General features: G+C 38.3%; 23 protein-coding genes and 1 tRNA gene. 15 read left to right on the plus strand and 9 right to left on the minus strand.

The window, feature by feature from the left end; all coding sequences use genetic code 11:
* Positions 1-255 precede the first annotated feature (255 nt).
* The 8 genes from LVD51_RS03275 (at position 256) to porN (ending at position 8,322) form a co-directional block, all read left to right on the plus strand.
* Positions 256-1,431, plus strand: a complete 1,176-nt coding sequence (locus tag LVD51_RS03275) for an acyl-CoA dehydrogenase family protein (protein ID WP_236969759.1) — start codon at positions 256-258, stop codon at positions 1,429-1,431.
* A 16-nt stretch (positions 1,432-1,447) separates the two neighbouring features.
* Positions 1,448-1,729 (plus strand): hypothetical protein, encoded by a 282-nt coding sequence (locus LVD51_RS03280; RefSeq protein WP_236969760.1) that lies wholly within the window; start codon positions 1,448-1,450, stop codon positions 1,727-1,729.
* Positions 1,726-2,490: an MBL fold metallo-hydrolase gene (locus LVD51_RS03285; protein ID WP_236969761.1), complete on the plus strand. Its 765-nt coding sequence runs from the start codon at positions 1,726-1,728 to the stop codon at positions 2,488-2,490. The genes LVD51_RS03280 and LVD51_RS03285 overlap by 4 nt, the downstream gene beginning before the upstream one ends.
* Before the next feature lie 39 nt (positions 2,491-2,529).
* A complete protein-coding gene (locus LVD51_RS03290; RefSeq protein WP_236969762.1) occupies positions 2,530-3,519 on the plus strand; it encodes a PorP/SprF family type IX secretion system membrane protein in 990 nt (329 codons plus the stop codon).
* A 351-nt stretch (positions 3,520-3,870) separates the two neighbouring features.
* A complete protein-coding gene (porK, locus tag LVD51_RS03295) occupies positions 3,871-5,112 on the plus strand; it encodes a T9SS ring complex lipoprotein PorK/GldK (protein WP_394803145.1) in 1,242 nt (413 codons plus the stop codon).
* 126 nt (positions 5,113-5,238) lie between these two features.
* A complete protein-coding gene (locus LVD51_RS03300) occupies positions 5,239-5,823 on the plus strand; it encodes a GldL-related protein (RefSeq protein ID WP_236969764.1) in 585 nt (194 codons plus the stop codon).
* Between the two features lie 39 nt (positions 5,824-5,862).
* Positions 5,863-7,395: a type IX secretion system motor protein PorM/GldM gene (gene porM / locus LVD51_RS03305; protein WP_236969765.1), complete on the plus strand. Its 1,533-nt coding sequence runs from the start codon at positions 5,863-5,865 to the stop codon at positions 7,393-7,395.
* Between the two features lie 18 nt (positions 7,396-7,413).
* Positions 7,414-8,322: a type IX secretion system ring subunit PorN/GldN gene (gene porN / locus LVD51_RS03310; RefSeq protein WP_236969766.1), complete on the plus strand. Its 909-nt coding sequence runs from the start codon at positions 7,414-7,416 to the stop codon at positions 8,320-8,322.
* Positions 8,323-9,409: 1,087 nt separating this feature from the next.
* On the opposite strand, the gene LVD51_RS03315 is transcribed toward porN, so the two are convergent.
* From LVD51_RS03315 to scpB, 3 genes are all read right to left on the minus strand, one after another.
* Positions 9,410-10,369: a lytic transglycosylase domain-containing protein gene (locus LVD51_RS03315; RefSeq protein ID WP_236969767.1), complete on the minus strand. Its 960-nt coding sequence runs from the start codon at positions 10,367-10,369 to the stop codon at positions 9,410-9,412.
* A gap of 83 nt (positions 10,370-10,452) precedes the next feature.
* The gene (locus LVD51_RS03320) at positions 10,453-10,962 is read right to left on the minus strand and encodes a DUF2480 family protein (RefSeq protein ID WP_236969768.1); all 510 of its coding nucleotides are present in this window, start codon (positions 10,960-10,962) and stop codon (positions 10,453-10,455) included.
* A 13-nt stretch (positions 10,963-10,975) separates the two neighbouring features.
* Positions 10,976-11,575, minus strand: coding sequence for an SMC-Scp complex subunit ScpB (gene scpB / locus LVD51_RS03325; protein WP_236969769.1), 600 nt, complete (start codon positions 11,573-11,575; stop codon positions 10,976-10,978).
* Positions 11,576-11,905: 330 nt separating this feature from the next.
* Here scpB and radA point away from each other — a divergent pair, with 330 nt between their 5' ends.
* The 3 genes from radA (at position 11,906) to LVD51_RS03340 (ending at position 14,245) form a co-directional block, all read left to right on the plus strand.
* A complete protein-coding gene (gene radA / locus LVD51_RS03330) occupies positions 11,906-13,264 on the plus strand; it encodes a DNA repair protein RadA (protein ID WP_236969770.1) in 1,359 nt (452 codons plus the stop codon).
* 126 nt (positions 13,265-13,390) lie between these two features.
* A complete protein-coding gene (locus LVD51_RS03335; protein WP_236969771.1) occupies positions 13,391-13,987 on the plus strand; it encodes a sigma-70 family RNA polymerase sigma factor in 597 nt (198 codons plus the stop codon).
* A gap of 24 nt (positions 13,988-14,011) precedes the next feature.
* Positions 14,012-14,245 (plus strand): anti-sigma factor, encoded by a 234-nt coding sequence (locus LVD51_RS03340; protein WP_236969772.1) that lies wholly within the window; start codon positions 14,012-14,014, stop codon positions 14,243-14,245.
* 248 nt (positions 14,246-14,493) lie between these two features.
* On the opposite strand, the gene LVD51_RS03345 is transcribed toward LVD51_RS03340, so the two are convergent.
* Together LVD51_RS03345 and LVD51_RS03350 are read right to left on the minus strand one after the other, a co-directional pair.
* Positions 14,494-15,885, minus strand: a complete 1,392-nt coding sequence (locus tag LVD51_RS03345; RefSeq protein ID WP_236969773.1) for a 4Fe-4S binding protein — start codon at positions 15,883-15,885, stop codon at positions 14,494-14,496.
* A 19-nt stretch (positions 15,886-15,904) separates the two neighbouring features.
* A complete protein-coding gene (locus tag LVD51_RS03350) occupies positions 15,905-17,212 on the minus strand; it encodes an NAD(P)/FAD-dependent oxidoreductase (protein ID WP_236969774.1) in 1,308 nt (435 codons plus the stop codon).
* A 160-nt stretch (positions 17,213-17,372) separates the two neighbouring features.
* On the opposite strand from LVD51_RS03350, the gene LVD51_RS03355 reads away from it, so the two are divergent.
* Positions 17,373-18,047 carry a T9SS type A sorting domain-containing protein gene (locus tag LVD51_RS03355; RefSeq protein WP_236969775.1) on the plus strand — a complete coding sequence of 225 codons (675 nt, stop codon included), beginning with the start codon at positions 17,373-17,375 and terminating at the stop codon, positions 18,045-18,047.
* 21 nt (positions 18,048-18,068) lie between these two features.
* On the opposite strand, the gene LVD51_RS03360 is transcribed toward LVD51_RS03355, so the two are convergent.
* The 3 genes from LVD51_RS03360 to LVD51_RS20185 all read right to left on the minus strand — a co-directional run bounded on the left by LVD51_RS03360 (position 18,069) and on the right by LVD51_RS20185 (position 21,733).
* Positions 18,069-18,782 (minus strand): lysophospholipid acyltransferase family protein, encoded by a 714-nt coding sequence (locus LVD51_RS03360; protein WP_236969776.1) that lies wholly within the window; start codon positions 18,780-18,782, stop codon positions 18,069-18,071.
* 586 nt (positions 18,783-19,368) lie between these two features.
* A complete protein-coding gene (gene feoB / locus LVD51_RS03365) occupies positions 19,369-21,483 on the minus strand; it encodes a ferrous iron transport protein B (RefSeq protein WP_236969777.1) in 2,115 nt (704 codons plus the stop codon).
* A gap of 19 nt (positions 21,484-21,502) precedes the next feature.
* Positions 21,503-21,733, minus strand: coding sequence for a FeoA family protein (locus tag LVD51_RS20185; protein ID WP_394803143.1), 231 nt, complete (start codon positions 21,731-21,733; stop codon positions 21,503-21,505).
* Positions 21,734-21,874: 141 nt separating this feature from the next.
* Between LVD51_RS20185 and LVD51_RS03370 the strand changes: the two genes are divergently transcribed.
* The gene (locus tag LVD51_RS03370) at positions 21,875-23,083 is read left to right on the plus strand and encodes an NAD(P)-dependent malic enzyme (protein ID WP_262912708.1); all 1,209 of its coding nucleotides are present in this window, start codon (positions 21,875-21,877) and stop codon (positions 23,081-23,083) included.
* Positions 23,084-23,152: 69 nt separating this feature from the next.
* Here LVD51_RS03370 and LVD51_RS03375 read toward each other — a convergent pair.
* Positions 23,153-23,226: transfer RNA gene (locus tag LVD51_RS03375), tRNA-Ala, on the minus strand.
* Positions 23,227-23,402: 176 nt separating this feature from the next.
* Between LVD51_RS03375 and LVD51_RS03380 the strand changes: the two genes are divergently transcribed.
* The gene (locus LVD51_RS03380; protein WP_236969778.1) at positions 23,403-24,800 is read left to right on the plus strand and encodes an MBL fold metallo-hydrolase; all 1,398 of its coding nucleotides are present in this window, start codon (positions 23,403-23,405) and stop codon (positions 24,798-24,800) included.
* An 18-nt stretch (positions 24,801-24,818) separates the two neighbouring features.
* Entirely contained in the window at positions 24,819-26,015 is a 1,197-nt protein-coding gene (locus tag LVD51_RS03385; protein ID WP_236969779.1) for an alpha/beta hydrolase family protein, read from the plus strand.
* Positions 26,016-26,158: the final 143 nt, after the last annotated feature.

Here is a 26,158-nt window from a genome sequence, read left to right on the forward strand (position 1 = left end):
TTTTGAGAGGGGTGGCAGCACAGCCTTAGCTGCGTCGTGAAAGAATATAGTTGCCTCTTGGCAACCCGAAAGACTTAATGTCTTTCGGATGAGTGAAGCCATGCACTCTGTGGCATGACGACGCATCATTATATTAGGTTGAATTATTGCTATCATAAACAAAATAATAAACTTCAAATAAATCGAAATATAACCGTCAATTATAAATTCATCTGGTATAAATTCTAAGTTTAGCGTGAAATTTTTCGCAAAGTAATGAGAAAAAATAGTAATCATAGGGATTATTTTGGACTAGAATCCAAATTATCTGACGCAGATCGAGAGATTCAGCAGTCGATTAGGCAATGGGTGGATCAGAGAATTTTACCTGAGATAGAAACTCATGCCCAAAACCACAGTATGGACATAAGATGGATGACAGAATTGGCAGAACTGGGCTGTTTTGGAGGTCAACTGTCCAAGGAGAAGTCTGGGCGTGACTGGTCATATCTCACATATGGATTGGCCATGCAAGAATTGGAAAGAGGGGATTCGGGATTAAGGACAATGGCGTCAGTTCAAGGTGGATTGGTCATGTATCCCATTGCCGAATTTGGAAGTGAAGAACAACAGCAAAAATATTTGTCTAAACTGGCTACTGGTCAATGTATAGGGTGTTTTGGGATGACAGAAAGTCGTCATGGCAGCAATCCCAAGGGTATGGAAACAAGACTTGTCGCGAAGGACGATTATTTTTTGTTGCGTGGAGACAAAGCATGGATTACCAATGCAAGCATTGCAGATATTGGAATCATATGGGCTAAGAATGAGGAGGATCATATTGTGGCCGTGTTGCTAGATATGAAAAAGAATGGGGTGTCGGTGAAGACCATCGACGATAAGTGGTCATTGAGGGCTTCCATTACCAGTCATATATTAATGGACGATGTGAGAATAGAAGCATCAGATATATTGCCTCATGCCCGCGGTTTGAGGTCGGCGTTGACCTGCCTTAATAAAGCCCGTTTTGGCATTGCCTGGGGAGCTGTAGGAGCGGCTTTGGCCTGTTGTGATACAGCGATGGACTACGCCTGTAATCGAGAGCAATTTGGAAAACCTTTGGCCCAATTTCAGATGGTTCAAAAAAAATTAGCTGAGACGGTTACGGCTATAGCTCAGGCTCAGTTAATGAATTATCGCCTCGCAGAGTTGGCCGACAATGGCCAGGTGACTGCCGGACAGATATCCATGGCCAAGAGGGCCAATGTCGAAATGGCCTTAAATACTGCGCGTACTTGTAGACAGATATTGGGAGCAGAGGGATTGAGGTCTTCTTATCCCATCATGAGACATTTAATGAATCTGGAAACATTAGTAACCTATGAGGGAAGTCACGATATTCATTTACTGATTACGGGGCAAGAAATCACGGGATACAACGCATTCACTTAATAAAGATCAAGCTATTATGGGAAACTTTAATGCCAGCCAACTAAAAAAAATGCAAGCTATTTTCGAAGAATTGTCCTATCAGGTAAGATATGGAAAAGGGCAATTCAAGGCGGGATATTGCATATTGAAAGATAAGAAGGTCATAGTGGTCAATAAATACTACGATATCGATGGGAAAATGGAGACTTTGTTAGAAATTATGGAAAATATTCCCGAACCTAAAGAAATATTGCTTTCTGACAAATCTATGCGCTATCTTCAAAAATTATATCATAAAATAACAGAAATAAAAGGTTGAAAGTTACAATACTAGGGAGTGGAACCTCTCAAGGAATACCAGTCATTGGGTGTGAATGCGCGGTTTGTAAGTCATCTGACCACCGCGACAAGCGATTGCGAACGAGTATATTGATTCAAGAAAATGGAGTAAATCTAGTGGTAGATATTGGCCCGGATTTTAGAACTCAGATGTTGGCAAGTTTTCCGGGAAAACTTCAAGGTATTTTGTTGACGCACGAACACAATGATCATACGGCGGGATTGGATGATGTAAGACCTTTTAATTTTTTGTTCCGAAAAGATGTGACATTATATGGAATGAATAGGGTTCTTAAGGATTTGAAACATCGGTTTGCCTATGTTTTTTCCCGTAATCAATACCCGGGAATTCCGCGATTGAAGTTGAGAAAAATTGAACCATGGGATGATTTTAAAATTAAGGGAGTTAAAATATTACCCCTACCTGTTCACCATGGAAATTTGGAGATTTTAGGTTTTAGAATCGATGATTTTTGCTATTTGACAGATGTGAAGACTATTGATGAATCCGTCATCCATGAATTAAGGGGAATAGAGGTTTTGGTATTAAGTGCTCTTCACCGTAAGCCCCATCATTCTCATTTAAATTTAAAGGAGGCTGTAGCATTAATTGAACAAATTCAACCTCGGAATGCCTATTTAACACATCTCAGTCATAATATGGGATTGCATCGTGAAGTAGAGTTTGAATTGCCTCAGAATGTTAAATTGGCATATGATGGTTTAATTCTAGAAATTTGAGTTTATTTTCTCATTTTTTTTCTGCATATTGTTAATGCGATGAGAAGACATATACTTAATTCCATATTATATATTTTTTTGATCCTGTATAGCAGTGCTATTTTGGGGCAGCAACTGCCTCAATTATCATCCGGTCATTGGGATAAATATGTCTATAATCCTGCCTATGCAGGAAGTACCGGAGTGACTCAGTTTTCAGGGCATTTTCGATCACAATGGCAAAGTATAGACGGACAACCTACCACTCAGGTATTGACTTTTAGCACTCCTGTTGATGTCATCAATAGTGGTGTAGGCTTGGTCATTTTGGGGGATCAAATAGGAAATGTAAAACGACAAAATATTTTATTGTCTTATAATTATATGTTGGATTTGCCCTTTGGTTTTTTGTCTATGGGCTTGTCTGCTGGCATGGATAGAACCTCTTTTTTAGGCAACGATTGGCGGGCTCCAGAAGGGGAGTACAACAATTTGGGAGGGAATCACAATGACCCCATCCTCAGTGAAGATCGCATTTCTGGTCTTGCCCCTCAAATTAACGGGGGATTGTTTTTTTCTAATGATTTTTTTGAAGTAGGAGTGAGTTTACAAAATATAAGTCCATTCGCCTATGGATTTGGGAATCAATTGGGAGATATTACTTACAAACAAGGACGTAGCTATATTTTTCAGGGCAGTTATTTCTACGAATACAATGATGAAATACTATTGGTTCCCTCGGTGTTGGTGAAAAAAAGTCCAAATTATTTACAAACTGAAATTGGGTTAGGAGGAGATTATCGCGGTATATTCAAAGGTGGTTTGTACTTGCGTGGATACAATAATATGTCTATTGATGCTGCTATCATTCAAATTGGGTATCAGTTTATTAAAAATACATACGTTTATTATTCCTTCGACCTCGGTTTGTCCAAACTGAGAACGGTACACGACAATTCTCATGAAATAAGCTTGCGTTACATCATTGATGAACCGTTGTTTAAAATTCAGCGAGAGAAGGTTATATACAATCCTAGATTTTTGGATTGATATATTTATAAAAATAATACTATACTGTTTGGTCTTTATCTAGATAGCGTTATATTTTTATTTTATCCTTCAAATACTGGTCTATTTTCAAGTTATATATTAATATTGTGAGGATTTTAATAATTTGATGGTTTTGGGTAAGCTGTTGTGTATCAAATTGAAAAATTAACATTTTGAGGTTTTTTGATTGAATGGAAAAAAAATAGTCTTCAATCAAAGAATGTGAAAAATAAAGAACAAAATAGCTGCGTTTAAAGTAAGTCAAAGTATAAACTGATAAAATGTTGTTATGATAATTCAGAACTGGAATTATATTTGCAACTGAAAGAAATAAATTAATTAGGAATGGTAATGCAATTCAGAGGTATAATTTTTATAGGGCTAGCAATAACACTGTTGACTTCCTGTGGTAGAAATAATAATACGGGAGATTTAGTAGGAGTAGAAGATAGACCTTCTTGGAAAAATGATATCAATCCATACGGAATGGTTAATATTCCATCTGGGACCTTTATGATGGGACCCAGTGATCAAGACATAAGCTTTAGTTATGTTCAACGACCTAAAGCCATATCCATTCAGGGTTTTTACATGGATGAGACTGAAATCTCTAATAACGAGTACCGTCAGTTTGTACATTGGGTTCGCGATAGTATTGCCCACCTTATAATGGGAGATGTATTTACCGACGATTATGGCAACGAGAAGATCGATTGGTCTTATGAGTTGGATTATCGAGACGAGACCTTAGATGAAATGTTTTATCAAGGCAATGACATGGTTGATGGTCGAAGAGAAATAGATGTTAGAAAATTGAATTTTCAATGGGAAAGATACAATCTAAGAGCAGCAGCTTTGGACAAAGGAAAATCACCTCGAAGTGATTTTGTCGAAAAATTTCAAATAAATGTCTATCCCGATACTTTAGCGTGGATTAGAGACTTTGCTTATTCATTCAATGAGCCAATGTCTAGAAATTATTTCTCTCATGCCGCCTATGACAATTATCCTGTAGTTGGTGTGAATTGGCACCAGGCCCAAGCTTTTTGCAATTGGAGAACTAAAATATGGAATGCTCAAAAAGAACAACAAATTGGCAACGACGGATTCAGATTGCCGACAGAAGCAGAGTGGGAATATGCCTCTAGAGGAGGTCATGAATTGGTACCATACCCGTGGGGTGCTTATAGTTTGAGAAATGCAAAAGGTTGTTTGTTGGCCAACTTTAAGCCGGGTAGAGGTAACTATCCAGAAGATGGTGGACAATGGACGGTAGCCGTCGACAAATACGATCCCAATGACTTCGGTCTGTACAATATGGCAGGAAATGTTTCAGAATGGACAAGTTCTGCTTACCACGAAAACAGTTATGCCTTTTTACACGATTTAAATCCTGATTTCAAATACGATGCTACAGATGAAGATCCCGATGCCTTCAAAAGAAAGGTGATCAGAGGTGGATCTTGGAAGGATGTAGGTTACTTTTTGAGAACAGGTGTTAGAGACTGGCAATACCAAGATACGGCAACTTCGTATCTAGGATTTAGATGTGCCCTTACTTTTCAAGGTCGTTCGATCAACGATCGATATTAATCTACTCACTACCTACAGATGACATTAATATTTGTCCCGAAGAAATCTTTTTCGCTGATCTATACAAGAATCAGTCTATAAATTGCGTTCAGAATTTTAGTTACATATAAATCAAATATTTTAACAATGAATTTTTACAAAAAGACCTGGTTTAAATATCTCAAAAATTTTATTATTGGATTTGGTGCAGCATTGGTAATGATGGGTGCATTGGGTAAGATTAACTCTTATTCTTGGGGTGGTCCTGCGATTACCATTGGATTGGTAACAGAGGCTATTTTGTTTTTGATGTTGGGTATTTTACCTCCAGAAAAAAGTTATTATTGGGAAAATCTATATCCGGGTTTGGATAAAGCCAATGCCAATATAGAACCATTGACCAACGGAGTAGTGTCCAACGGAAATCAAGGAAAATCATTGGATAGTACTTTTGTTGAAAATCATTTAGACGGAATGTTGAATGAATTGAGAACCATGTCCAAAAGCATGAGTTCATTGAAAGCATTGCAAGAAGTTGATTTCTCTCAGACAGGAGACCAGCTTAAGACAATGAATAGTTTTTATGGCAAGTTGAATACGGCCATGAAACAATTGGAAGGAAGTGTGGAAGACGCCAAACAATACAAAGAAAATATGGCTGTCTTGAATCAAAAATTGAATTCACTGAATACCGTATATGGCAATATGTTGAATGCCATGAATGTTAAGTAGTAACTAATTGATTAATAAATAAGAAGATAAATTTAGCGTATGTCAATACCTAAGGAACCGCGGCAGCTGATGATCAATATCATGTATTTGGTATTGACGGCAATGCTCGCGTTGAACGTATCTGCAGAGATTTTTAATGCCTTTAAAGTGGTGGATAAAGGTTTGAAAAAATCCAATGATATCTTGGATGTAAATAATTCTCACCTTCCTCCGGAAATTGCAAAATTAGCTCGTAAAAAAGATGAATTGGCAGTTTACGCTGAAAGAACCAAACCAGTTCAAGAAATATCTAAGGAGTTTTCTACTTATGTCGATGAAATCGTCGATCATATGATAGAAGAGACTGGAGGATATTTGGAAGATGGTAGTCTAAAGGGATATAAAAACAAAGATATTACCACTAGATTTCTTGTCAACGAAGGCAAAGGAGATGAGTTGGAGCAAAAAATAGCAGGATTAGAAGAGCAATTTTTGCAATTTATCGATCCGGAAGACAGGGAAAGATTAGCCGGTGAGATCAACTTGGAAATCGATGAGAGTTGGAAGGAAACAGAAAAAATGAGTTGGGCTGATTTCAACTTTAGACAAATGCCTTTATTGGCTACTTTGCCCATCTTTTCTAAGATAAAAAATGATGTTAAGAGTGCAGAAGCTACTGTTCTCAATTACCTAATGAATAAGGTAGGGGGAGAAGATATCGTCTTTGATAAGTTCCAAGTTGTCATGCAGGCCAAGAAAGGCTACGTGATCAAAGGAGAACCTTTTGAAGCCGACTTCTTTTTGAGTTCTTCAGCATCTGCAAACACCAATACCAAAATTGATGTTGCTGTTAATGGGCAAAATTTGCCGGTAAATGATGGTGTAGCTACTTTCAGATCCAATACTTCAAGTACTGGTGTGAAGGATATCAACGCCAGCATTACAGTGACCAACCCCATTACTGGTGAAAAAACTACCTATAGTAATTCGTTTACTTATGAAGTGGGCGAAAGATCTGCTAGTGTATCGGCTGATAAGATGAACGTACTTTATGTTGGAGTGGACAATCCTTTGTCTATTACTGCATCAGGTATATCTTCCAACGATCTTAAGGTTGCTGGATCTGGTTCGGGCATCAAACTGGCTAAAACAGCTGTAGGTAAATACAATGCTACTGTTTCGGCTCAAGGCGGTGCTAAGATTGTGTTGAGCGGAGGTGGATTGGCACCGACAACTTATGAATTTAGAACAAAACTTATACCTGATCCAATCGCTACATTATCTGGTGTACCAGGGGGTAAGATGGGTAATGGTACCTTTAAAGTGCAACGGGGTTTGATCCCGGAATTGAAGAACTTTGATTTCGATGCTCGTTGCAATGTATTGTCGTTTTCTCTTTTGAGATCACCTAGACCAGGAACAGGTGATGCTGCTATCGTCAACAATAACGGTAGTGCATACGAGAGTGGTACGAGTAGCTTGGTATCAAAAGCTTCTCCTGGTGATATTTACTTGTATGAAAATATTCGGGTAAAATGTCCGGGTTGGCCTGCTGGTAAAGTCATTGGAGATGTTATCTTTAAGATTCAATAATAACTTATATTGAAGTATATGAAATATTTAATATTTTTTCTAGCCATTTGTTTTCATCTACCTGTCTATGGACAGATAGCTGAAGAGATCATTACTGAATCGACCATCACCGGTGCCGAGCCACAAGGCAGTCTATCTAATAGTGGTTCTTTTATTACTCCAGTAAACGGAGTAACCGATGGTGATTTGATGAAGGAGAGAATGGTATTAGACTATGTGCCGATCCAAGAAAGAGATGTGTTTTGGTCCAAATTCATATGGGGAGTTATTGATGTACGTGAAAAAATTAATCAGCCTTTTGTATCGCCTTCAGCACCATTCTTTGGATTGTTAGTGGAAGGTATTCAAAGTGGAGAAATCGTTGCCTACATGGGGGATTCTGATGATTTTTCTAGTCCTATTGCCGTAGAAGATGTCAATAAATTGTTGTATAAAATTGACACCGCTTTTGTAACCAATCCAGCAACCTTGGAATTGGAAGCGGTAATTACCAAAAACGATACCGACTACGGAACTATCCGAAAGTTTAGAACTAAGGAGATATGGTATTTCGATAAACTTCATTCTAGAATGAGAGTTCGAATATTGGGTATTTCTCCGATTCAAGATAAAGTAGACGAAAACGGTGCTTACAATTTTGAATTACCGATGTTCTGGATTTATTGGCCACAAGCTCGTCAGTTTTTTGCCAGTAAGAAAGTGTATTTACCGGGTAATGATGCGACTATTCTTTCTTGGGATGATTATATGGAAATGAGATACTTTAATTATTATATTATTAAAGAATCCAATGTAAGAGATTATAGATTGTCTGATTTTCCATCTATGACCGGTGATGATAGAGAAGCTAAGATTAAGCGCTTGATGCAGTCTAAGAAGATAAAAGAAGATATATTCAATTATGAAAACGATATGTGGTCTTACTAATTAGTTTAATCACATTTTGAGATAAGATATTCAAAGCATCCAAGATAAGTTCTTGGATGCTTTTTTTTGTATCCTAAGTCTTCAATAAAAGTCTGAGGACTATGACCGATAACATAATAAAGTTGATGGTACATTATTCATTCATATTACAGACATTTGAATTCTTGATAACAAATAAAAAAGCCCTGTAAGGGCGAAATATGCCAGGGCAGGATGAAGTCCTGTCGTAATTTTGGTGCATTCACGGCTCGGCAGAGTGGCAAGCCCACCCGAAACACGGAGGTTTCGGTTCCTTCAATACAATTATATTATTGATGTAAAATGTTATATAAGACATAGCATTTTAAATACTGTGTCGTCACAGCGCAGTGGCTGGCTACCCACGACTCGGAGGTCCACCCACCCGAAACACGGTGGTTTCGGTTCCTTCATCCGATGGATATTTAATCCATCGGGTTGTCCAACAGGACAACTTCATTCAGTCATCATCATCCAATCCACATTAAGTGAATTGTGGGTACTTCGTACTGCATTTGGTCTTTCTCGCCAGAGACCGATTAACGGTCTACGATGCTTTGCATTTTGGTCGTTCACTCCACGATACAGTGGTCCACCCACCCGAGGTGCAGTGGCCTACCCACCCACGACACGGTGGTCTCGGTTCTTTCATCCTGGCATACCCATCCGGAGCACAGTGGCTCCGGTTCCCTCTCCGTAGGTCGATTTACGACCTTCGGTGCTTCGCACTTCGCTCGGTCATATTTAGGACATCGGGTTGCCCTTTGGGCAACTACATTCAGTCATCCTAGACAATTCCCCTCCTTTGGAGGGGTGTCAGTTTACTGACGGGGTGGTATGGAAATTCAGTAATAAATATTAAAATTTATTTTATTTCAATCGAACCACCCCGTCTGACGAGTCAGACAACCCTCCAACGGAGGGGAATTTCTCTGTCGAATTTTATGCAGTGTCGTCGCACCACAGTGGCTGGCCACCCATCCGAGGTACAGAGACCTCGGTTCCTTCACCCAATCGACATTTAGTCGATTGAATACTATCTTATCAAAGCTCACATAGTTTGTGAATATTAATTGGTACTAGGCACTAACAATTTATATGTTTTCCCCGAAGGTACCGACAGTCTTGAAGACAGTAACCATGGATTAAAGACTTTAAGGTTGCGATAAGTCATTCCGTGCTCATGGGCAAAATCGGCCAAGTTAGAAATGGATTTATCGACTTCAACTACTTTCATATTGTCTATAGGAGCATATCTTTCTTCTTCAGGGATATCAAAACCAAACCTTTCTGGGGTTTTAAGTATTTCCTTGAGTGCCAATACTCGAAATACATAGCGATTGGTTTCTGACCCAAAATTCATGTTGTAATAGTCGGTTTCTTTTTGAGCGATGGTTTCTTTTTTGAAATTGCCTTCTCCGATGTTGTATGCTCCAGCTGCATTGGTCCAAGTCTTAAATTTTCTTTTATAGTCTAGAATCAATTTACAAGCTGCCTCTGTGGCTTTTTCTACATTGTATCTTTCATCGATTTCTGCATTGATGGTTAGACCGAAAGATCGTGCAACACTGGGCATGATTTGCCAGAAACCACGTGCTCCCGCCGGGGATCTCACATTGTCTAAGCTTGATTCAGCTACTGCTACATATAAAAAGTCATGGGGTACTTCGTATTCAGTAAGTATTTTTTTCATCATCGGGAAGTATCGTGAACTTCTTTTTATGTTGAGGATGGTACTACTGTGATAGTATGAGTTGACCGTCAATTCTCGTTCTAGTCTTTCTCTAACGTCTTCGATTTCGACAGGTACCTTTTCACCGGCGAAATCAAATTCATCGTTGATGGATATCGTTTTGATATGTTGTGGCAGTGCGTCTTCATGGAGTTTTACGGTGACACTTGAATCTGCATTTGAAGTAATAGGCTGTGTATTTTCCTCGGTTGCAGTAGTTGGAATTACTAATTTTAAAAGGATAGCAATGGCAAAAACCATAGTGCCGTAGAATAATATTGGCTTATTGGAATTCATAATATTTATGTGTTTATTTGGGTCCGTAAAACAAATTTATAACGCAGGGATATATAATACAAAAATAATTCCAATTATCAAGATCATCTGGGTTTTTTATAAATAGGTACGGTAGAGCAGGGCTCTCCAAAAAGTATAGATTTGGCGACAGGTCTCAATTTGACTGTCATAGCCATATATGCGGAGGCGGGAACGGGATATTTGCTACAGCCCTTAATGACTACAGGTAAGTCTTGATAGGGACTGACATCAAATTCTTCTATTCTCTGGGCGTATATTTGGGTCAGTGCAGAGGTTACATCTCCGTAATATATCTGGTTAGTGAATGGTTGGAGATAGCTTCCGATTAACATATAGGCCCACAGGGGGATAATGGCATCGGAGGAACAATAAATAGTTACCATTTTATCTTCATAGATCGACCAGTCTGTATCTTTGAGTTGATCTCTAAAATCTTGTTCTTTTAAGATGATTTCTTTAAACAGATAGGGTTTAATATCCAATTCTATAAGTTGATCAACCGGATATAACTTTTCTAGATTAATTGTTTTTAGAGAACTATTAGCAACTCGATTGATTAATTTTTTTTCCATTTCTATTAGGTCATTAGTTTTTACTTATATTTTTAACGGCTTCTGTGGCTATCTCGTCATTTTCACCGATACTCTGTCGATCTTTGTTTTCAAAATCTTTTAATTTTGGAAGGTCGTCCATAGATTTCAATCCAAAATAGTCCATAAACTTGTCACTGGTACCATAGAGAAGGGCTTTTCCTATTTTTTCGCTTCTACCAGTTATGGTGATGAGTTCTTTTTCGAGTAGTTTCTGTACAGTATAATCACAATTGACACCTCTAATTTGTTCAATTTCTGATTTGGCTATCGGTTGTTTATAGGCGATAATAGAAAGAGTCTCCAAAGCTGAATTCGACAATTTTTTAGAATTTACTTGCTTAATATAAGAAGCAATGGTAGGCTGATATTGGCCTTTTGTCATAAAGCGAAATCCGTCATTCATTTCCACTATTTCAAAACTGTATTGTCCTTGAGCATATTTGGCGATTAAAATATCTAGGATGTTACTTATATCGGCATCATTGGGCCTTTGGCCTTCTAATTTTTCTAAACAATCACCTATTTCATCTAGGGAAATAGCTGGATTCGCAATAAATATTAAGGATTCTACTTGAAGGGTTAGATTTTTCATAAACCGCTATCTTTATTAGATTCGTACAAAGATAAGCTATCTATTTCAGTAAAAATAATACCGTGATTTAAATTAAGTAGGAGGGAGGATGGCACTGGAATTAAATAAAAAAAGGGTACTGAAAAAATCAGTACCCAGATTAACCCCAAAAAAACTTAATGAAAACAATTCACAAAATATTAAAATAAGAGGCATATTTTGTGGTTGATTTCCGTTGAAATCTACACATTAGACGTTCATTCTATAGAAAGTCACATTTTTATTTAAAAAATTTTACCTTCGAAGAATGTATCCTCTGCATATGCAATAAATATACGTAATATCGAGAATATGTCCAAAGAAAAACTTGTTTTTTTATGTACTAACTGTGGTTTTGATTCCCCAAAATGGGAAGGGAAATGTCCTTCATGTAAAGAATGGAATACAATGAAGGAATATAAGGTGCCCAAAGGAAAGGAGAAACAAAAAGATTCTATCCTATACGGCAATGTCAACCAACCTATTCAATTGGAATCCGTAAGTATTGAAAACAGGAAGAGAATCGTCGTTCAAGACAGCGAACTCAATCGTTGCTTAGGAGGGGGAATGGTCGAAGGGGGAATAATTCTTTTGGCTGGAGAACCCGGAATTGGTAAATCGACGCTATTACTCCAAACCGCGGCCAATATTCCCGGCAAAGTATTGTATATATCGGGGGAAGAAAGCGCTGAGCAAATTAAGATGAGGGCGATTAGGATGAAGGCCAGCAAACAAGATCTATGGTTGTTAAGTGAGGTAGAGCTGTCTAAGATCAAACAACAGATTACATCGGTGGAACCCAAGGTGGTGATTCTCGATTCTATTCAAACCACCTTTAATCCTCATTTAGATGGTGAGCCAGGTAATATTTCCCAATTGAGAAACTGTACCATGGAGTTGCAGCGCATGGCCAAGGAATTTCATTTTACCCTATTCATCATTGGTCATGTTACCAAGGAAGGTAGCATAGCCGGTCCCAAAATCTTGGAACATATAGTAGATACTGTACTTTATTTTGAAGGCGATAAGCAGTACAATTATAGATTGCTTAGGGTAAACAAGAATCGATTCGGAAGTACGGATGAAATAGGCATCTATCAAATGGATGGAAAGGGGTTACAAGTGGTCGAAGATCCTTCTAAGTTATTTATGTCGCAGTCCAATGCCGATCTAAGTGGATGTAGTACGGCCATTACTATAGAAGGCGGTAGGCCGATTATGGTAGAAGTCCAAGCATTGGTTACTCCCACGGTATATGCTGCTCCTCAGCGTTCGGCTACTGGTTTTGATTTGAGGAGACTATCGATGCTCATTGCCGTTTTGGAAAAACGATGTGGATTTCCATTGGGCAAATGTGATGTTTTTGTCAATATCGCCGGGGGAATAAAGGTCAACGATCCAGGAATCGATGTGGCTGTAATTATCGCATTGATGAGTTCGTTTAGGGATTATTCTGTCAGCAAGAAAATTTGTTTTGCGGCTGAAATAGGGCTGACTGGCGAGCTGCGATCTATTCATCGATTTGAACAAAGGGTGAAAGAAGCGGATAGACTCCAATTCGAACAGATTATATGTTCCGACAACAACGGCAATATAGCTGATAATGGATCCGGAATAGTCATTACACCGGTGGCTACAGTTCAAGAATTATTGGAATATCTGTTTCAATAAAATAAAATAGACCAAAAAACTGTTGCATACTTTGATGTTAGATAATTATTTCAGTGGAATTTCACTGACATATAACGTATAATTTTATATCTTCGGATGTGCACAAAATTTTAAAGTTTTATTTATATGCCTAAAACAAATAGGTCGAAAAAGGAAATAATATTTGAAAAAGAATTATTGCCCAATGTCGACTCCTTACATACTTTCGCCTATCATTTGGCATTTAATGAAGACGATGCCAAAGATTTGGTTCAAGAAACCTTTATGAAAGCCTTTAAGGCTTTAGATTCCTACGAACCCGGAACTAATGCTAAAGCATGGTTGTTTAAAATCTTGAAAAACGCTTACATCAATCAGTATCGTAAGAAGATAAGACGACCGATAACAGTCGATTATGAAGATTACCTAGGATATCAAGAATTAGAGGAACAGGGCAACGTTGATTTTTTTGATTTGCGCGTTGAAATTTTTGACAATTTAATGGGAGATGAAGTGACTTTTGCTGTAAATTCGCTCCCTGTTGATTTTCGTGCCGTTATTTTATTGTGTGATATCGAGAATTTCACCTATGAAGAAATATCTAAGATCATTGATGTACCCATAGGTACAGTCAGATCTAGATTGCATCGGGCGAGGAATATGTTAAAAGAAAAATTAGCCAATTACGCTCGAGATATGGGCTATCAAGATAAGCGATCAAATACCTCAAAGGAAGAAGAATAATCTTGTAGAAATAAATGAAATGTTATGAAGAAGAAATTTTACAATAGCGATATTCAGGAGCAAATTTCACTATTTCTGGATAATGCACTAGAGCCTGATCAAAAGATTGAATTTATCAATACAATGGAATCTGATCCTATCGTATCTCAGGCTGTAGAAAAGGAAAAAACATTTCGCAAACTGATTAAGTCCAAATTTTCTGCACCCAAGTTGGGGCCAGATTTTGTGCAAGGTATTAAAAACAAATTGCCAGAATAATCAACATTTGCCCTTTGCAGACCCTTATGAACTTTGTGTTTTGAACAACTCTTAAAATCAATTTGATAGAAAATTATACAATATTCATTCTATATTGAAGGTATGAAATTGCTATAATACAATCAATGTCCCTATCGGGCATCTTAGGCCTAGCATTGAGGAAGGGCGAAGTAAAAAAAGTCACGACACAGAGGCCGTGACTAAATTATCATAACATCGTCAGCAATACGAAATACATTTCGTATTAATTATTCTGCAGAATGAACATCAGCAGTAATGACTTCATTGCGAATAGCTTTTGCTCGATCTGATATTTTTCCAGAATTTTCCAATCTCAATACTCCTCTTGGGCATACTGCAGAACAAACCCCACAACCCACACATGAAGCTCTTACTATGTCTTGCCCGCGCTGAGCATACCATCTTACATCAATTCCCATTTCGCAATAAGTAGAACAATTTCCGCATGATATACATTGGCCTCCATTGGTAGTAATTCTAAATCGAGAGAAGAATTTTTGTTGCAATCCGAGTATAGCGGCCATAGGACATCCGAATCTACACCAAACTCTACTTCCCATAAGGGGGTAAAATCCCACTCCGACGACACCGCTAAATGCAGCTCCGATTAAAAAACCGTACCATTCTCGAACTTGAAAGGTGTTGATAAATAAAAATTGTCCACTACCGGTGAAAAAAGAATACAAGACAAGGGCCGTCATAACTACGGCAAAAACCAATACTGAATATATCAAATACCGTTCAATTTTCCATGCTTTTAATGATTTGTCAGATAGATGTCTGAAGGGATCTCCAGCAGTTTCCGCTAATCCTCCACATCCACATACCCATGAGCAATACCATCTTTTACCATAAAAATAGGTGAGGATGGGCGTGACGACAAAGGTGAGTAAAATGCCCCAAACAAGGGCAAACATACCCAATTTGCCACCATCTAACATTCCATTCAAATGCCAATCATGATAAAAATAGTAATTCAATGGCCAGATGTTTTTAAAATCTTTTCCAAAATATGCTTTGTCTGAATTTAGCCCCTCTAATATTTCGGGCAGCAAAAAGGCAAAGGCCAATTGAAAAAACATTACGCTGATGGTTCTTATAATTTGGTATCTATTGTGTCGATATTTAATGATATACTTAATGCCGAAAAAGAATATAGCGAAAGTATATAAGGTGCCATATACAAACCATTGGGAGGCAGGCTGACCTTTGAGCAACATACTCAGGGGGTCAAAAAAGTGGACCAACCCTGTATTGCTGCCTTCGGCATTGTAGCCCATGAGATGTGGGTTCCAATACAGTACGACATAAAATCCAGTGACAAAAACACCCAGAACCCATGCCCATAGTCCCTTGTTGGTTAAACTATCAAACCACACTCCGTTGTTTTTGATTCCAGCAGGGGTGTTTTTATACATATCGATACTGTACCAGACAACACCGATAGCTAAAAGCAAGATAGAAGACCAAAAATATATTGAGTTGAAAATAGGGCCAATATTTAGCCATGCCAATAATAGTAATAACAATCCTATGCTACCTATGGCAGTAGCCCATTTTTGTCCAGGGGATGTAAATGGTGGCTTTGGATTGGCTAGTGATAAACTTGTGGTATCCATGTTAATTTCTTTTAATTATTTAATTATGAGCCAAGTGAGTTTCAATTTCTTTATAGTATTTTTTATAGAATTCTGGATCAAAATGAGCTCTATCTAGGTCTTTGACCACTTCTTCTAAAGTGAAATGGTTGTCAAACCATTCTTCACATATTTCTTGTCTAAATCTCAAGCCCATTAAGTTGACGCCAACTACGTGATTTGTAGCTATTTCATAGACCAGTCGCAGCGATTTTAGTCCGTCCTCACTCTTCCAAAAATAAGAACTTAACGGAGAAACTATATTGGCTGGTACATTTCCATAGACTTGATATTCCAAATCCAAGAACTTTGCGGAATTAAACCAATGTCCGGGATTGTATTTGATCGGGGATCGAGCGATGGTGTGGGCTAAGGTTTCACCCATGATTCTGCCTACATACCAGATCGGTTCGATCGCTCTTCGACCCTTGGGAGGATTTTGTAATTCCACACAATCACCTATCGCATATACATCTGGTTTATTGGTGCGCAAGTATTCATCTACTAAGATTCCTCTATTGATGGCCAATTCGCTGTCCTTTAACCATTTTACATTGGGATGTACCCCAGCGGTCAGTCCTACAAATTGACAGGATATTTCCTCGCCATCACCTGTGACAACGGCTCTCGCATTGTTGTTGTCGTCACTTAATATTTCCTTAAGCTCCGTACCCAATCTCAAATCTATATGATTCATTATTATTTGTTGATTGACCATTTCGGATTCTTCTGGAGGTAAAACATTGTTCCAGTAACTCGGTTCCCTGACCAACATAGTTACCTCTTTATGTCTAGAGTGCATCATTTCTGCCAATTCTATGCCGATAAGTCCACCGCCAACAATGACTCCGCGTTTGAGAAATGGTGATGCTTTTTCCAGTTGTTCAAGATCTTGGAAGGAATACATTCCGTGAACTTGATTGAGGTCTTGCCCCGGCCAACCAAATTTGTTGCTCGCAGAACCGGTGGCTAGAATTAGGATGTCGTATGACAGTTCGGTTAAGTTGGTCTTAAAGGCGCTATCTTTAAATTTTTTACCGTTTAATTTCACCCTTTTTAGATCGAAATCAATATCGGAAACCTCGGCACGCATTAATGAAATGTTATTTTTTTTCCAAAACCAATCTTCATAGGGTTTGGTATGTTCGTATTTCATGTGGCCCATGTATATGTACATTAATGCTGTTCTAGAGAAAAAATGATCGGTCTCCTTTGAGATCACTGTGATCTTGTCATCCCCCAGTTTTCGAAGGTGGCGAGCAGCGGTAATCCCGCTTACCCCATTGCCAATGATTAAAATATTTTTCATAAGTGAGTTATGTTTAAATATTATAAAAAAAATTAATATATTTGGAGTATATAAGCAAAGTAACTATTTATCGGCAAATACGTTCTAAATTATTTAGTTAAATTTGATTATTATATCTAATTTAAATGATTATTTTTTTACTTTTAGGCAAAGTGGACACATGAAGAAAACTATACTTATAACATATTTTAGCTTTATTATTTCCATCTTATATTCACAAAGTGTATTTAGTATTTACCCTTCAGATGTTGTTATAACAATAGATGATTTTAGTGAATATGAGGTGATTGGCCATGCCAAGGTGATCAATACTTCAGATGAAGCCATTCGATTTATGTGGAAGAAAGTCGTAAAAAAATCACCAGAACAATGGGATTTTGCGATCTGTGATATATATCAATGTTGGACTCCAACTATTGATTCTTCAGAAGTAGTCCTTGAGCCGGGAGATACCTCCAATCTTGACCTACATGTTTATCCCAACAATAGTCCAGGTAAAGCCGATGTCTCAGTTTTGATTTCCGATGTCAATAACCCGAGTGATTCATATGAATTGGGTATTACTGTCAACGATGCCGTTTCTCCAATAAGTTATTTTGATCCGGGAAATATTAGAATATATCCCAATCCCACTACGGAATATTTTTCTGTGGATGGAATTGATGATTTACGTCAAGTGGTTGTGGTAAATTTAGTGGGGCAAATCGTTAAGAAGTTTTCTGCTTCTGTAAATTCAAGATATAAGGTATCTGATTTGGAGACGGGCTTGTACTTAATTCGATTGATCAATAAAGAAGATAAAATCGTAAAAACCATTCGTTTGAGTAAGCGATAATTGGCTGCTTAATATTGATTATCACTTTTGCCTTCTTTCTTTTCTCAATGCTTCAACTTGATCCCAAATAGTAGATTCGGTATGTTCTACTAAAGTCTTGCTGTCTTTAGCCACAATGGGTTCTCCTATTTTTATACTGATATAGCGATTTTCTCTAGATGTATGAAGCAATAGCGCTGTCATGTGTTGCCACATGGTCTGCTCACCCCAATACAGACTGTTGTCATAATATTCTACCGCTATGGGCACTATAGTGGCGTTGGCTTTAATGGCTGCTTCAAAGGCTCCTTTTTTAAAAGGAAGTAATCCTGATTGAGCACTGGTCGTTCCTTCGGGAAAAAGTAAAATGTTAATGCCTTGAGATAGATTTTCTTGAATTGATTTTTTGACCAGGCCGCGTTCCTTTCTATTGTGACGATTGAGTAAGATAATTCCGGTTAATTCAGCTCCCCAACCTAGGAGGGGATATTTTCTGACTTCTGCTTTGGATACCGGATGGGCCGACACTATGGACAACAGGGCGATTGGGTCGTAAAAGGATCGGTGATTACTGACAAATAGGAGGGAGGAAGACGTAGGGATTTCGCCCGATTGTCTAACTTCTAATCCAAAAATGCGATTGGCAAATTGGCAGAATTTTTTTCTTTGATTGCTGCGTATCTTTTCTTGATTATCTTTACTGGTGATTAGGATGAGGCATAATAAATGAAGGATATAGCAGAATAATCCAATCAATAGTATGCATATTTTTAGAATAAATAGGCCGTTTTTTATCATTGCTATCTCTTAGATTAGGTGTTTTGCGAAAGTAAAATAAAATCTTGTATTGAAGGCGATAGAGGTAGAATTTGGTATTACTTAGGTCATTCACTGTGGTTTGACATGTTTTATATAAAATTTCCTGTCGATGTAGTCAGACCTATGGCTAGGGGTGTTTTCTATTCATTTGTGGGGCAATCATGCGGAACCGCAGTGTAATCGATGACAATATATAGTGCAGCCACGCCGATTATTTCCTATCCATTTGCAATGCTGTCACACCTCGACATGGTAGCTTCGGTTCCTTCACCAGATGGCCAATCCATATTTTATGGATTGACTTCTTCGTACTTCATTACGTCATGTATTTACCTCGTTCTACCAGTCGACTGAATCACGGCATACGATGCCTTGCATTGCGATCAGGCATGATTTAAGACATCGGGTAGCACAATTCCAACATCCATCCTTTATCACTGTTTCCATACGATGCTGATAAATTATATCTGAGATTTATACCCTTGATTAATTCTGTCTTTTATCTCAACAATAGGATCCTAATCTATACCAAAATGGTGTAAACGATAAAACTAGAGAAATAAGCCAATAGGGTTAAATACACAAACTGAATTATAGGCCATTTCCATGTTCTGGTTTCCTTGCGGACTATGGCCAAGGTACTCATACATTGCATGGCAAAAGCATAGAAAACCAATAACGACCATACCGTTGCTTTGGTATAGACTTTCTTCCCGGTGTCTAAGAAAGTTTCTTTTTGCATTTTTTCTTGAATGCTTGCCGTATGATCTTCTGAACCTACACTGTATATGGTAGCCATGGTACCCACAAAAACTTCTCGAGCAGCAAATGAAGTAATCAGTGAAATACCGATTTTCCAGTCAAATCCTATCGGACGAATAATGGGTTCTATGGCTTTTCCCATTATACCAGCATAAGAGTGTTCCAGTTTTAAGGTAGCCAAGGTTTGGGCTTCTTCTTCTGGACTCAGTTCTTGCTCAGTACTTATCTGCTCAGTAAGTGTATCGGCAGCTTGCATCGAGTCTTTGGGCCCATAAGAAGCCAAAAACCAAAGAACAATACTGATGATAAGGATGATTTTTCCCGCTTCAAATACAAAAGACTTCACTTTGTTATAAGTGGCTATGCCGACGTTCTTCCAATTGGGGAACCTATATTCTGGCATTTCTAGCATCAAGAAACTACGTGAATCTCCCTTCATAATTTTTTTCATGAAAAATGCTACAATCAAGGCCATAATCGCTCCCAAAAAGTACAATAATCCAAAGGCTAAACCCTGTTGGTTAAAGACACCGCCTACTCTGCGATATGGAACTACCATAGCTATAAGAAGCGCATAAACGGGGATTCGTGCCGAACAACTGATGAGGGGAGTGACCATAATAGTGATCAAACGCTCTCTCCAATTGGAAATAGTTCGTGTACTCATAATCGCGGGAATGGCACAGGCTCCTCCAGATACCAAGGCTACCACACTTCGACCATTCATCCCTAATTTTTGCATGGTATTGTCCAGTAGAAAAACTACTCTGGCCATGTAGCCAGTTTCTTCCAATATGCCGATCAACAGAAATAAAATAGCTATCTGTGGAATAAAGATTACTATTCCTCCAATACCAGCTACTATTCCATTGACCAATAAATCGGTAAACCACCCTTGGGGCAGGGAAGTAGCCATCCATTCGGTAATGAAACCAAATAAACCGTCTATCCAATCCATGGGTATTTGTGCCCAAGCAAAAATAGCTTGAAAAATCAGCAGCATTAGAATGAGAAAGATTACTGGTCCGGCGATGCGGTGAGTAACCAATCGATCCAATTTTTCTGAAATCGAGGGGTGATTGTTAATATGTGATTTAGCTTGTAGTAAAATCGGTTCAAGAATAGAATAACGGTGAAGGGTATCTTGAATTTGGGATTGAGTGGGTTTGAAATCCGATTGCTCTATCCCATTTATTCTATCGCGGATAGCTGGGCTAATTTCATGAAGCCAATCCAGGTGATTGGTCAATATAAAGTTGAGATATTCACGACCTGTGAGCAGTGTTTTTTCTCCTACGGCATTGACGGTTTCTTGACGCTCTTCATCCCAATGGTTGAGGTCGAAAAAAATATCCTTTGACTCACGATCCGTAGGTAGATTGAAATCTTGTATGACTTTTTTTAGTTTTTCAATACCGAAGCCGGTTTTGGCACTAATTGCAACGGTAGGTACGGAAAACGTCTTTGCAAAATATTCTTCGACTTTGTCAATATTGGTATTGGCTCGATCCAACATGTTGAGACAGAGGATGAGATTCTTGTTTAGGCTTTTGAGCTGACTAAATAATAACAAGTGTTTGTCTAATTTTGTAATATCGGCCACATAGACGATGATCTCGTCAGTGGATTCTATAGAACTTGTTAAAATTTCCTTGGTGGCTATTTTTTCATCTTGGGTAGAAGGGAATAGAGAATAACAACCCGGCAAATCGGTAATGGTGCGTGAATGTCCATCCTCAAAGGAAGAACTTCCTATTTTTCGCTCTACGGTAACCCCTGGATAATTCCCTATTTTTTGGGATAAACCTGTGAGTCGATTAAAAACTGAACTTTTCCCACTATTGGGATTCCCGATTAATATTATGTTTTTGATCATATTAATTGTAGATTCGACGTTATATACATTTTACTTGGATACTACTCGCCTCATTTTTTCTTAGTGCAAAACAACCTGAATTGGTTTTGATGTAGAATGTATGACCAAAGGGTGATTTACGAATTACTTCTATTTTTTTACCCGGTAAAAATCCCAATTCTAATAATCTAACCTCGCAGAAAGAATTATGAATCTGATGAATTAGGGCAGGTGTATAAGTTTTGAGTTGACTCAAATCGATGATAGCCATGCTTATCTTTATTTAGACAAATAACAAATTACTGCAAATAAATGAAATTTTGCACAGATGGGGGCGAATTGAAATCATTATTTTTTTTATTTCTTCAATAAACTTAAGTATCAACTAAATTATCTATTAAACTCATTTACTATGATTGATTTATTCAGTGAAGCATTAATTTTGCACAAAAGATTGCGCGGCAAGATAAATATTATTCCCAAGGTAGAAGTCCGGAATATAAATGATTTGTCATTAGTCTATTCACCAGGGGTGGCCGAACCGTGTAAAGAAATTGCACGAGATCCGGAATTGGCATATCAGTACACCATCAAGGGCAATACCGTGGCTATAGTTTCCGACGGTACAGCCGTATTGGGATTGGGAGATATCGGCCCATTGGCGGCTATGCCAGTGATGGAGGGTAAGGCTATTTTATTTAAAAGATTTGCCAATATCAATGCATTTCCCATCTGTTTGGATACTACCGATGTCGACGAAATAGTACAGACCATTAGAAACATTGCTCCCGCTTTTGGAGGAATTAATTTGGAAGATATTTCAGCTCCTCGCAGTTTTATTATTGAGCAACGTCTGCAGGACTTAGGTATTCCAGTTTTTCACGACGACCAACACGGTACTGCTATTGTCGTACTCGCCGGTCTGTACAATGCGGCTAAGGTGGTGGGTAAGGACGTCAAAGATCTCAAAGTAGTAATCAATGGTGCAGGTGCGGCCGGTATAGCTATCGCTAAAATGTTGCGCTGCGTAGATCACATGAATCAAGAAGCTTGTATTCCAGTCAAACAAATTACCGTATGCGATAGCAAGGGAATCATACACAGAGATCGCAAAAATCTAAATTTTGCCAAAAAGGAATTGTTGGGATTTACCAATTTCGACAATCAAGTAGGCTCCTTGAAAGATGCTTTGGTCAATGCCGATGTTTTTATAGGGGTTAGCAAAGGCGATCTATTAAAAGCCAAAGACATAGAGACGATGGCCACCGATCCCATTATTTTTGGATTGGCTAATCCCACACCAGAGATCATGCCAGAAGAAGCCTATAAAGGAGGAGCTGCTATAGTGGCCACTGGACGAAGTGATTTGCCCAATCAAGTCAATAATGTATTGGGATTTCCGGGAATATTTCGCGGAGCCATGGAAGCTAGGGCTCCAAAAATAACTACGGCAATGAAACTGGCCGCCGTTCATGCGATCGCAGAATGCATAAAGTTTCCCACAGTCAGTGAAATTATTCCTTCAACCTTAAATGATAGAGTGGCCTATAAAGTGGCGGAAGCAGTGAAGGCACAGGCGATTAAGGATTTTGGTGAACATAAATATGCAGAAGGAATATAATATTAACCACTGGGATGAGTCATAAAAAAAAGCACTGTTTGAATTCAAACAGTGCTTTTTGTATTAAAGTGGAGGATATCGGAGTCGAACCGATGACCTCTACGCTGCCAGCGTAGCGCTCTAGCCAGCTGAGCTAATCCCCCAATTGTCGGCTGAAAACCCCTTGTATTTGGCATATAAAAGTATTCAACTTTCTTGAGTGAGTGCAAATGTAATAAAAAAATTTATTTGGACAAGAAGTTTTTTTCATCGGTTTATTGATGTTGAAATCCACAATTTATTTATGTAATATTGATAGTGTATAAAATAAAATAATAGTATGAATATTAAATTTTGTGGTGCCAATAGAGAAGTTACCGGAAGTTGTCATTTGATTACATTGGACAACGGTTATACCATATTGCTGGATTGTGGTCTGTATCAAGGATATGACGAGGATTATGAAAGTTTCAATAAGAATTGGTTGTTCGATCCCAAATCCATTGATTGTGTCGTTTTGTCCCATGCTCATATTGATCATACCGGAAGATTGCCCTATTTGGTTAAAAGTGGATTTAAGGGGAATATTTTTAGCACCCATGCTACTCGGAGTTTATGTGCCATAATGTTGCTGGATAGTGCTCGCATCCAAGAATATGATGCTGAATACAAAAATAAGCAAGCTGCTAAAAAAGGCAGTAAGGAAAACTTCAAGCCTTTGTATGAAACCAAACACGTTTCTGAAACCATGAATATGTTTCGTTCCGTGGGCTACAATCGATGGTTTAATATTCATCCAGAAGTAGAAATATTATATACCGATGCTGGACACATTCTCGGATCGGCTTCCATAACCATGAAGGTGAATGGGAAAAATGTACTGGGGTTCACCGGTGATATTGGTCGACCAGAACGACCCATATTAAGAGATCCTCAACCTATGCCTGAAGTAGATTTCCTCATATGCGAATCCACCTATGGTGATAGTGATCACGTCAGTAAGCCCATAGAAGATCAATTGTTCTTGGATATCGTTCAAGAGACTTGTATCGAGAATAAAGGCAAACTCATAATCCCAGCCTTTAGTGTGGGGAGGACACAAGATATTGTCTATATATTCGATCGATTATTTAACGAAGGGGTTTTACCTAAGATACCCATCTATGTAGATAGTCCATTGGCTGTCAATGCCACTCAAGTCTATGGATCTCATCCGGAGTGTTACGACGACGAGCTCAATGAATATTTATTGACCGATGACGATCCCTTTGGATTCAATACTTTGAAATACGTACGGGATGTAGAGTTTTCCAAATCACTCAACGATAAAAAAGAACCTTGTGTCATTATCAGTGCAGCTGGTATGGCCAATGCAGGGCGGATTCAACATCATATTGCCAACAATATTGAAAATCCCAAAAACACTATTCTTTTAGTTGGCTATGCCGCACCTTCAACTCCTGCCGGTATATTGATTAGTGGAGCCAAGCAGTTGAAACTATTCGGCAACTGGTTACAGGTCAATGCACAGGTCAAGAGAATCGATGCACTTTCAGCCCATGGAGACCGACATGAAATGCTGGCTTTTCTAAAGAATCAATTGACCAGCCTCAAAGGTTTATACTTAGTTCATGGCGAGTACGATACTCAGTTGGCATGGCAGGCTTTCTTGGAAGAGAGAGGATTTGATAACATACACATTCCCAAACTCAACGATGTGTACGAAATAAATAGTTAATCGATTAAAATCACTACCATGAAAACTTTTTGGAAAATTCTATTCATTACATTGTTTGCCACTAATATGTGGGCACAAGATTATTGCGATCAGCAATGGACATCCAATGTTTTTACCTCAATTGTCAAGACCGAATTGACTTATGACAGTACGGACAATGGCAAAACCTTGGAATTGGATTTGTTTACTACTTCAGACAATGATGCTTCTGTAAAACCATTAATCATACTAATGCATGGAGGAAGTTATATTACTAGATACGGCAACCGTTCTAGCATTGAAGAATTGTCGATATTGTTTTGCAGTAAAGGTTTTCTAGTAGCTTCCCTAGAATATACTACCTGGTCCATTTCAGAGAAAGGTTTTCCCGGAGCCAATGACATACTCGATGTGGCATTACAGTCTATATACGATCTCAATGCGGCTATTAATTTTTTGGTAGAGAACAATGGTTCAAATTCTATTCCATTATTTGATGCAGACAATATAGTTATCGGTGGCGGGTCGGCTGGAGCTATAACTTCTATTCATCGACTTTATCTGGATGCCACAGACAGCACCAATGCTCAAATATCGAATATTATTGAATCCAAGAATGGATATTTTACCAAAGAATCGGATCAATATAATATTGTCTCTGGAATCAATTTTAGCGGTGCTATTCTCGATACTTCGTGGTTAAAGGGTGAATCCACACCGCTTTTTTCTATTCATGGGGACATGGATGGGGTAGTGCCTTATGGAGAGGGTAGAATTCAAAACGTATTGAATGCCTATGGCAGTCAAGTCATCGATGCCAAGCTTACTGAGAATGGGATTCCTTCTTATCTCTATACCTTCGAGGGGGGGATGCATGAAGATATATACGACGACGGTCCTTACAGACCCCGACTGCTATTGGCCATCGATACCGTTATTCAAAAAGTCCAGGATCAGGTTTGTGTAATGACGCCTAATCAAGCTCGGGTTGAGGTCGCTTCTGTTCGTTTGATCAATACTTTGGTAAAAGATCGATTGATACTGGAAAACAATGCTCATAGACCCTTAGAATATCAGGTAATCAATATGTTGGGCCAGGTCGTAAATAGCGGTTCAATAGGGCTTGGACAGTCCCAAATACAGGTGTATGGATTAGAATCTATGCCCTATGTGTTTAGAACTATTGAAGGAGGAAATGGCCATGTAAATTCTACATTATTTTTATCGAGACCATAAATGCGATAGCTTGGAATATAAAATATGGAAAAAGTGTTAATTGTGAAATATAAATAGCTCTATGTTTAAGGGGTCGAAACTATTAAAATGTTGGTTTTTTGTTTATAAATTTCAAAATTTTGTACAAACACGAATAAAATATT

This window comes from Membranihabitans marinus (assembly GCF_021729155.1).
Classification (GTDB): domain Bacteria; phylum Bacteroidota; class Bacteroidia; order Chitinophagales; family Saprospiraceae; genus Membranihabitans; species Membranihabitans marinus.

Coding starts and splice junctions, on each gene's coding strand:
- LVD51_RS03275 (WP_236969759.1), top strand. CDS start 256: ATGAGAAAAAATAGTAATCATAGGGATTATTTTGGACTAGAATCCAAA.
- LVD51_RS03280 (WP_236969760.1), top strand. CDS start 1,448: ATGGGAAACTTTAATGCCAGCCAACTAAAAAAAATGCAAGCTATTTTC.
- LVD51_RS03290 (WP_236969762.1), top strand. CDS start 2,530: ATGAGAAGACATATACTTAATTCCATATTATATATTTTTTTGATCCTG.
- porK (WP_394803145.1), top strand. CDS start 3,871: ATGCAATTCAGAGGTATAATTTTTATAGGGCTAGCAATAACACTGTTG.
- LVD51_RS03300 (WP_236969764.1), top strand. CDS start 5,239: ATGAATTTTTACAAAAAGACCTGGTTTAAATATCTCAAAAATTTTATT.
- porM (WP_236969765.1), top strand. CDS start 5,863: ATGTCAATACCTAAGGAACCGCGGCAGCTGATGATCAATATCATGTAT.
- porN (WP_236969766.1), top strand. CDS start 7,414: ATGAAATATTTAATATTTTTTCTAGCCATTTGTTTTCATCTACCTGTC.
- LVD51_RS03315 (WP_236969767.1), bottom strand. CDS start 10,369: ATGAATTCCAATAAGCCAATATTATTCTACGGCACTATGGTTTTTGCC.
- LVD51_RS03320 (WP_236969768.1), bottom strand. CDS start 10,962: ATGGAAAAAAAATTAATCAATCGAGTTGCTAATAGTTCTCTAAAAACA.
- scpB (WP_236969769.1), bottom strand. CDS start 11,575: ATGAAAAATCTAACCCTTCAAGTAGAATCCTTAATATTTATTGCGAAT.
- radA (WP_236969770.1), top strand. CDS start 11,906: ATGTCCAAAGAAAAACTTGTTTTTTTATGTACTAACTGTGGTTTTGAT.
- LVD51_RS03335 (WP_236969771.1), top strand. CDS start 13,391: ATGCCTAAAACAAATAGGTCGAAAAAGGAAATAATATTTGAAAAAGAA.
- LVD51_RS03340 (WP_236969772.1), top strand. CDS start 14,012: ATGAAGAAGAAATTTTACAATAGCGATATTCAGGAGCAAATTTCACTA.
- LVD51_RS03345 (WP_236969773.1), bottom strand. CDS start 15,885: ATGGATACCACAAGTTTATCACTAGCCAATCCAAAGCCACCATTTACA.
- LVD51_RS03350 (WP_236969774.1), bottom strand. CDS start 17,212: ATGAAAAATATTTTAATCATTGGCAATGGGGTAAGCGGGATTACCGCT.
- LVD51_RS03355 (WP_236969775.1), top strand. CDS start 17,373: ATGAAGAAAACTATACTTATAACATATTTTAGCTTTATTATTTCCATC.
- feoB (WP_236969777.1), bottom strand. CDS start 21,483: ATGATCAAAAACATAATATTAATCGGGAATCCCAATAGTGGGAAAAGT.
- LVD51_RS20185 (WP_394803143.1), bottom strand. CDS start 21,733: ATGGCTATCATCGATTTGAGTCAACTCAAAACTTATACACCTGCCCTA.
- LVD51_RS03370 (WP_262912708.1), top strand. CDS start 21,875: ATGATTGATTTATTCAGTGAAGCATTAATTTTGCACAAAAGATTGCGC.
- LVD51_RS03380 (WP_236969778.1), top strand. CDS start 23,403: ATGAATATTAAATTTTGTGGTGCCAATAGAGAAGTTACCGGAAGTTGT.
- LVD51_RS03385 (WP_236969779.1), top strand. CDS start 24,819: ATGAAAACTTTTTGGAAAATTCTATTCATTACATTGTTTGCCACTAAT.